The sequence below is a fragment of the Stenotrophomonas sp. 278 genome (assembly GCF_003935715.1).
Classification (GTDB): domain Bacteria; phylum Pseudomonadota; class Gammaproteobacteria; order Xanthomonadales; family Xanthomonadaceae; genus Stenotrophomonas; species Stenotrophomonas maltophilia_AH.
The window spans coordinates 37,321-44,743 of record NZ_RHPP01000019.1; the positions used below are offsets into that span (position 1 = coordinate 37,321).

The window sequence follows — 7,423 nt, forward strand, 5'->3', positions numbered from 1 at the left end:
GGATCCAATGGCTACCCTTCACGAGACCGCCTACCCGCGACTGAAGCCTGATCCCACCGCCAAGGAACTGGAGGAGATCTATACCCCGACCGCCGCTGAGATTGCATTCGCCAAGCAGCTGACCACCCAGCCGGGTCCGCAGCTGGCGGTACTGATTCATCTCAAGCTCTTCCAACGCTTGGGCTACTTCACGCTGTTGGCCGACGTACCCGAGCGGATCCGGAAGCACATCGCCAAGGCCGCCCGACTCGGGCGCGTATTGGACACCGACCAGCTCGAACGCTACGACGCTTCCGGCAGCCAGCGCCGGCATATGCCGCAGCTTCGGCAATTCATCGGGGTACGTCCCCTGGATAAATCGGGCTTGGCTTGGCTGGACACAGTGGCCACCGGAGCAGCCCAGACCAAGCACACCATCCCGGACATCGTGAACGTCCTGCTCGAAGAGCTGGTGCACCATCGCTACGAACTGCCCGGTTTCCGCACTCTGGAGCTGGCCGCCATCGGCGCCCGTGAGCGGGTCAATCTGGGCTACTACCGCAGCATCAGCCACGCGCTGACGCCTGCCACGCGCACGCTCATCGACGAACTGCTGCGCGCACCGGAAGGGTCCAGGTTCACCGGCTGGCAATCACTCAAGCGCGAGCCCGGCCGGCCCACCAACAAGGAAGTTCGGTTCTACCTGCAGCACATCCGCATGCTGCAGCAGTTGGCCGACCAGCTGCCTCCCATCGATGTGCCGGTGCCCAAGCTCAAGCAGTTCCGTGCAATGGCTCGGGCCTATGACGCCAGCGAGCTGGCCGAACTGGCTCCGGACAAGCGCTATGCGCTGGCCACCATCTTCATTCGCGCCCAGCATGCCAAGACACTGGATGATGCAGCCGAGTTGTTCATCAAGCAGGTGCGCGGGCTGGAGAACACGGCCCAGCAGAAATTGCTGGCCTACCAGCTCGAACATGCCAAACGGGCCGACTTCCTCATCGGCCAGCTCAAGGAAATCCTGCAGGCCTATCAGCTAGACGGCAGCGATAGTCAGCGCGTGGATGCCATCGACAACAGCCTGGAAGCGGAAGTGTCGACCTTGCTGGCCGAATGCGAAGAACATATGGCCTACGCCGGGAAGAACTACCTGCCTTTCATGCTGCAGCCCTATGGCGCGGTCAGGCCGCTGCTGTTCAATGGGCTGGAGCTGATGAAACTTCGGGCGACCAGCCACGACGCCGGCATGGAGCCGCTGATCGCAGCGGTGCTCTCGCTGCGCAACCAGCGCCGTGAGCTGATCGAGGTCGCCTCCCTCGGTTTGGACCCGGAAAAGGACTTTGACTGGATGTCCAAGCTCTGGTGTCAGCACGTGTTCGGCAAGCGGGCCAGTGCAGCCGGCGCCGGCTGGATGCACCGTAAGTACTTCGAGCTGGCCGTGCTGGTGCAGGTCAAGGACGAACTGAAGTCCGGAGATCTCTTCATTCCCAGCAGCGAACGGTTTGATGACTACCGTGAGCAGCTGGTCGATGAAGCCACCTTGGCCCAGGAACTGGAAGCCTACGGCCAGGTGTCAGGCCTGCCCACCGACGCCGAGTCTTTCGTGGCGGGATTACGTGCACAACTGACCTCCCTGGCCGATGAGGTCGACGCGCGTTTCCCGGAGAACGTACATGCGGACATCCTGGATGGGCGCCTGGTGCTGCGGAAGGGGCAACGCGCCGAAGTCTCCAGCGCGATTACCACGGTGGATCGCCTCATCGCCGAACGGCTTCCAGAATCCAGCATCGTCGATGTCCTGATCGATGCCAGCCAATGGCTGGATCTGCACCGTTTCTTCCGCCCGATCGCCGGCACCGAGAGCCAGGTCGAAGATCTGCCCCGACGTGTGATCACCACGCTATTCTGCTATGGCTGCAACCTGGGGCCGACGCAGACGGCGCGGTCGATCAAGGGCTTCAGCCGGCGCCAAGTCGCTTGGCTCAACCTGAAATACGTGACCGAGGATGTGCTTGAGAAGGCCATCGTGGAGGTCATCAATACCTACAACAGATTCGACCTGCCTGGCTATTGGGGCAGCGGCAAGAGCGCATCAGCTGATGGCACGAAGTGGAGCGTCTACGAGGACAACCTGCTGTCGGAGTATCACATCCGCTACGGCGGCTACGGTGGCATCGGCTACTGCCACGTGTCCGACAAATACGTAGCGCCGTTCAGCCACTTCATTCCCTGTGGCGTGCACGAGGGCATCTACATCCTCGACGGTCTGTTGGCCAACACTTCCGACATCCAGCCTGAGATCGTCCATGGCGACACGCAGGCCCAAAGCTATCCGGTCTTCGGCCTGGCCCACATGCTGGGCATCCAGCTGATGCCCCGGATCCGGAACATCAAGGACCTGACATTCTTTCGGCCCGAACCGGGTAGGGCTTATAAGAACATCCAGGCACTGTTCGGGGACAGCATCGACTGGCAACTGATCGCCACCCATCTCCACGACATGCTGCGGGTGGTGATCTCAATCCGATTGGGCAAGATCACCGCGTCCTCGATCCTGCGCCGGCTGGGCACCTACAGCCGGAAGAACAAGCTGTACTTCGCCTTCCGGGAACTTGGCAAGGCCGTTCGAACGCTGTTCTTGCTGCGCTACATTGATGACAATGAGATCCGCAAAACGATCCATGCTGCCACCAACAAGAGCGAGGAATACAACGGCTTCGTGAAATGGGTGTTCTTTGGCAGCCAGGGGATCATTGCTGAGAACGTCCAACACGAGCAGCGCAAGATCATCAAGTACAGCCAGCTGGTGGCCAACATGATCATCCTCCACAACGTGGAAGGCATGAGCCGGACCTTGGCCGAGATGAGGAAGGAGGGGATTGAACTGACGCCCGAGATCCTGGCCGGCCTGTCGCCTTATCGGACCAGCCACATCAATCGCTTCGGCGACTACCACCTGGATCTTGAAAGGGAAGTGGCGCCGCTGAGCTACACAGCCAAGGTGCTTGAACAGACCCCATAGATGGGGAGAACCTGATCGAGAGACGAGCAATCAACTTTGAAATTCAGTCGCTTAGGCAGCTTTTGGCCCTGTACGTAATGATTCCCTGCCGACCCTCTTCAAGGTTCATCCCAGCGACTGCCCAGTTGAAGGCCGCTCTTTCGTGGGCATTGAGTTCCGCGTCGATAGCGTCAATTGACTGCCGGTATTGCTGCTGGGTTCCATTCGTAACCATCTTCTTGTCTGTCGGACCGCTGCAGGCAGCTAGCAGTGCTGATGCTGCCAGGATCAGTGTTGCTCTGCTTCTGGCCGCGGTGATGAAGCGGTATGGCTGTTCGCTCATGCGTCCCCCTGTCAATGAAGAAGACAGAATATCTGGTTTTTAGATATCGGAGAACTGGATATAGCTTTCTAGGCCGCTCAGCCAAGGCGCGGTCGTGTCGAAGTCCATCCATCGAAAAGAGTACGCTGCCCTCATTGAGGCTGTTCGCGAGGCGCGGCTAGCTGCCGGTCTGACCCAGGCCCAGGTGTCCAGCATGCTGGGCCGCAGCCAGTCATTCATCAGCGACGTCGAAACAGGCAAGAGAAGGGTTGATGTGGTGGAGCTGAGAGATATCGCCCGCCTGACAGGCCTTTCGCTGGGCAAGTTGATCACAAACTTTGAGAAGCGAATCAAAGACTAAAGCCCCTTAGGGTGTAGCGGTAGGTTCGCGCTTCTTGCCGGCCGGTCGGGACCAGGCGCACACGCCAGTGACAGACGGCCAACCGGATGGAAGGGGCACGCCCTGCCGGAAATCCGTGACGTAGATCGGCCTCGGCGTGCCGGGTCGAAACTTTAGGCTGTTTTGTGGAACCGTGGGGTCTGAACCCTCGTGTAGATCCGGGTGAAGCGACGTCTTTACAGTTGTTGATGTGAAGACATTTCTCCGGCCCACTCCACAGCAGCTCCACAGGTCGCTAAAGCGAACCCCTAAATGCCTCCGATGGGCTTGTCGCGGGGCCTATACCCTTTCGGCGCGACTGTCTGACGTGGAGGATTGCGCCCTACACAAGCTTCGAGACGCAAAGGCTATCGCTTGGCGGCGGCAGCGCAAGATGCGCAGCTGGGCCGCGAAGCATCCCCGGTTCCTACTGTTAGCCTTTCCGCTTTGGGGTGATCCCCGGTCATTCGCTGAGTTACCGGAACAGAAGCTTTGGCCGCGCATTCTTGGCGTTTTCGCGCTTGTTAGCCCCCATCATCGATGCGCTACAAGCCGATCCAGGAAGTGGCCAGTCACTAGTTCAATGGGCAGAAGTTGCTGGCGTATCCTCTCGGACTCCTGCAAGACGCTGGGTTGCCGCTACTGGCCTGGGATGTTGTGAGTGGCGCCAGAGGCTGAAGCTTGCTGCGTCCCTCCCTCTCCTCCAGAGCGACTGCAAAGTTGGTGATGTTGCCAAGCGGCTGGGCTATAGCGGCCCCTCCCCTTTTATTGCAATGTTTCGCCGACTAACCGGCATGTGCCCAACTCAGCTGAAGAGCGCTGTCTAGATGCAACTTCACCTTGAGGAGAGGGCCCTTTGAACCTGGCTAGCCGAAGAAGCGTTCCCCGAACAAGGAGAACGGGCCTCAAGCGGCCCGTTTTCATTTGAACTGCAGCTATGCAATTGTCTTTCAGCGCTTGGTCGAGGTGTCATCCACGACCATGACCTCGTCAGGCTTCTTGCGAGCTGCGTACTCCGCCAGTACCACACCAAATACTGCCATCAAACCGCCACCCACGACCCAGGTGCTCAGAGACTCTTTGAGGACCACCACCGCAAGCAATGCAGTGACGATCGGGACGAGATTGAAGAACCCGGCCACGCGAGCAGAGCCCAGCCGATGCAGGCCGGTCATCCATGCCAACGGTGCCATGATCGAAGCGCCGATTGCTGCGAATGCAATGCAGCCGATGGCTGCGCCACCCTGGACGCCAGTGCCTGCGACAAGGAAAAGAGGTAGCAGCAGGATCGTTGCAGACATGGCTTGAAGAAACAGGGATTCGATCAGCGTTACGGGAATGCGCCACTTGTGCATCAGCAAATTGTAGGTGGCAAAAGCCAAAGCGCCCAGCAGCATCAGGGCGTCACCTTTGTTGATTCCATGGGAAACCAAGGCTTCAAAGTCACCATGGGACACTACCGCTATCACCCCAACCAAGGAGATGATCGAACCAATCACTGCGCCACCGCGGACTGCGTGACCCATGAAGATGCGCGACAAGGCAAGAGCGATCAACGGGATGAGTGCCTGGATAACGCCCATGTTGGTCGCAGAAGTGAAATGTGCGGCGTAGTACGCCAGGCATTGGAACATGACACCGCCCAAAGCACCGAGCACGAGGAAGCGTGCCCAATTGGCTTTCAGGACCGCTAGGTTCGACTTCAGGCGCGGCAGGGCGAATGGGAGCAAGATGATGGCCGCAGCAAGCCATCGCCAGAAGCTAATATCGACCGGGCCGACGGTCCCTGCAGCGAGCTTTGTAACGATGGTGTTGGCGCCCCAGAGAAGGCAGGCCAGGAGGGGGAGCAGGTAGTACATGGCATCCTCAGATACTGGATATCAACAGCCAGTAGCGTAGACTTGGCGGAATTTCGTTACATCCATAATTTGCGCCAATCTTCATCTTGAATGCGACATGGCAATGGACCCCGTCCCCTCGTTCAGCTCCATCCCTGGAGACATCTACGTTCGGCAAGGGACTTTGCCTCCCTCCGACTGGGATGCTCGTGTGCATCCGTGGGGGCAGTTCAACTATGTTGCGCAGGGTGTCATGGAGTTACAGGTAGGCGAGGACTGGATGGTGTCCCCTACCCACTATGCGATATGGATTCCGCCTGGTGTTCACCACTCATCCCGAAACCGTGGTGCGGTTGCTTATCGATCCGCATACCTTTCGGTCGGCGCGTCGGCGCAGATGCCCAGCATTCCGACTGCGTTAGCGGTTAGCTCGTTGCTTAGGGAGATCTTGGACGAACTGGCCCGTCGTGACATCGGCGAGGCCGTTAAGCCAGAAGACCGGCGACTCTCCGCGGTCGCCCTTGACCTGATTCTGGCCGCGCCGGTGATGTCGAGCTTCCTGCCGCTGGCCAGCGGTGACGTGCTAAAGCGGATTCTGAGCTATGCCGAGACCTCCCTTCAGGACTCTCCGTCGGCACTTGAGGTCGCAGAGCGCCACCACATTAGTGTTCGATCACTTGAGCGCTTGGCAAAGCGCGAGCTAGGGATGGGGTTCGGAGAGTGGCGCAGTCGGCTTCGTTTTCTGAGGGCAATTGATGCCTTGGGTTCAGACCGATCAATTACGCAGATTGCAGACGATCTGGGCTATGCAAACTCAACGTCTTTCAGTGAGATGTTCAAGCGACACTCTGGCCGGACCCCAGACCAGTATAGAAGGGGCCTCAGTCCGCTCCAGCGAGAGGTGGAGCCCTCCTCCCGCTGAATCGAGGCAGGCCTCGAAGCTGTTGGGTCAACCATTTAGCTGGCCCAGACAGTGGCCATTCGGATCGATGGATCATCCAGAGGGTGTCAACCACCGGAGATCCACAGTCAACCACCTCAATTGCGTCTTGCCGAGCGAAGGATTCACGGGCGTGTCGCGGAATGACAGTGAATCCCAGCCCGAGCGATACCGGCTCAAGGATGAGCGCAACCTGATTGGTGAAGCCGTGTATAGGAAGCGCGCGTACGCCTGGATTTCCTGGGAACTTGCGGGCGAGAAGGCGGGTGGCCATAGCCTGGCCATCTGGATGATCAACGAAACCCAACTTTTGAAGATCCGCCCAGCTGTCCGCGCAGGCACCTCTCGGAACTACCAGCTCAAGCGCCTCCTCGGTGAAGGGCTCAGCCCGCAGCCGAGGGTCATCCGGCCGAAGTGCAAGTAGACCCACCTCGTACTTCTTCTCCAGTACCGCCGATAGGATTTCTGGGTCCGGCGAGAAGCGATGACGAATGATCAAGCCGGGATGGGTGCGCTGGAAGTCCAGCAACACCGGGTAAAGAGCAAGGCCAACACTCCCGGGGGTTATCAGCGCAAACTCCCCCTGATCGCTGTCCGCGCTCGCGAGCTTGGCTTGAAGCCGGCGATCGGCCGAATCCATCTCTTGGCAGTACTGCAATAGAGCCATTCCCGCCGGCGTCAGCTCAATAAATCGTGGTCTGCGCAGAAACAGGGCACCCAGCTGTTGCTCAAGATGACGTACATGCTGACTGACCGCAGCCTGGGTGAGCTGCAGCTGGCCTGCGGCCCTGGTAAAGCTCCCGACCTCTGCGATAGCCCGAAAGGATCGGAGCCAATGCTCATTCAGCATAAGAATATTTTATCAATCTGATAAAAATGGATCAGATTGAACCTGTCCCCTGAAATCGGACGCCAAGAAGTACGGGGTCAGGAAGCGGCTTTCAATTGCTTTGCGTAGTCGTTT

6 protein-coding genes are annotated in these 7,423 nt (G+C 58.9%); 4 read left to right on the forward strand and 2 right to left on the reverse strand.

Annotated features, from left to right (window positions below; genetic code table 11):
* Positions 1-7: 7 nt before the first annotated feature.
* A complete protein-coding gene (locus EGJ34_RS05300; RefSeq protein ID WP_043033507.1) occupies positions 8-3,001 on the forward strand; it encodes a Tn3 family transposase in 2,994 nt (997 codons plus the stop codon).
* Positions 3,002-3,044: 43 nt separating this feature from the next.
* Here EGJ34_RS05300 and EGJ34_RS05305 read toward each other — a convergent pair whose 3' ends face one another.
* Entirely contained in the window at positions 3,045-3,323 is a 279-nt protein-coding gene (locus EGJ34_RS05305; protein ID WP_033835997.1) for a hypothetical protein, read from the reverse strand.
* A 94-nt stretch (positions 3,324-3,417) separates the two neighbouring features.
* On the opposite strand from EGJ34_RS05305, the gene EGJ34_RS05310 reads away from it, so the two are divergent.
* Positions 3,418-3,663, forward strand: coding sequence for a helix-turn-helix transcriptional regulator (locus EGJ34_RS05310; RefSeq protein WP_043033505.1), 246 nt, complete (start codon positions 3,418-3,420; stop codon positions 3,661-3,663).
* 968 nt (positions 3,664-4,631) lie between these two features.
* Here the strand turns inward: EGJ34_RS05310 and EGJ34_RS05320 are convergent.
* Positions 4,632-5,540: a DMT family transporter gene (locus EGJ34_RS05320; protein ID WP_043033504.1), complete on the reverse strand. Its 909-nt coding sequence runs from the start codon at positions 5,538-5,540 to the stop codon at positions 4,632-4,634.
* Between the two features lie 97 nt (positions 5,541-5,637).
* On the opposite strand from EGJ34_RS05320, the gene EGJ34_RS05325 reads away from it, so the two are divergent.
* A complete protein-coding gene (locus EGJ34_RS05325) occupies positions 5,638-6,441 on the forward strand; it encodes a helix-turn-helix transcriptional regulator (protein ID WP_043033503.1) in 804 nt (267 codons plus the stop codon).
* Between the two features lie 151 nt (positions 6,442-6,592).
* Positions 6,593-6,883: a hypothetical protein gene (locus EGJ34_RS22670; protein WP_049402761.1), complete on the forward strand. Its 291-nt coding sequence runs from the start codon at positions 6,593-6,595 to the stop codon at positions 6,881-6,883.
* Positions 6,884-7,423 lie beyond the last annotated feature (540 nt).

Coding starts and splice junctions, on each gene's coding strand:
- EGJ34_RS05320 (WP_043033504.1), bottom strand. CDS start 5,540: ATGTACTACCTGCTCCCCCTCCTGGCCTGCCTTCTCTGGGGCGCCAAC.
- EGJ34_RS05305 (WP_033835997.1), bottom strand. CDS start 3,323: ATGAGCGAACAGCCATACCGCTTCATCACCGCGGCCAGAAGCAGAGCA.
- EGJ34_RS05325 (WP_043033503.1), top strand. CDS start 5,638: ATGGCAATGGACCCCGTCCCCTCGTTCAGCTCCATCCCTGGAGACATC.
- EGJ34_RS05300 (WP_043033507.1), top strand. CDS start 8: ATGGCTACCCTTCACGAGACCGCCTACCCGCGACTGAAGCCTGATCCC.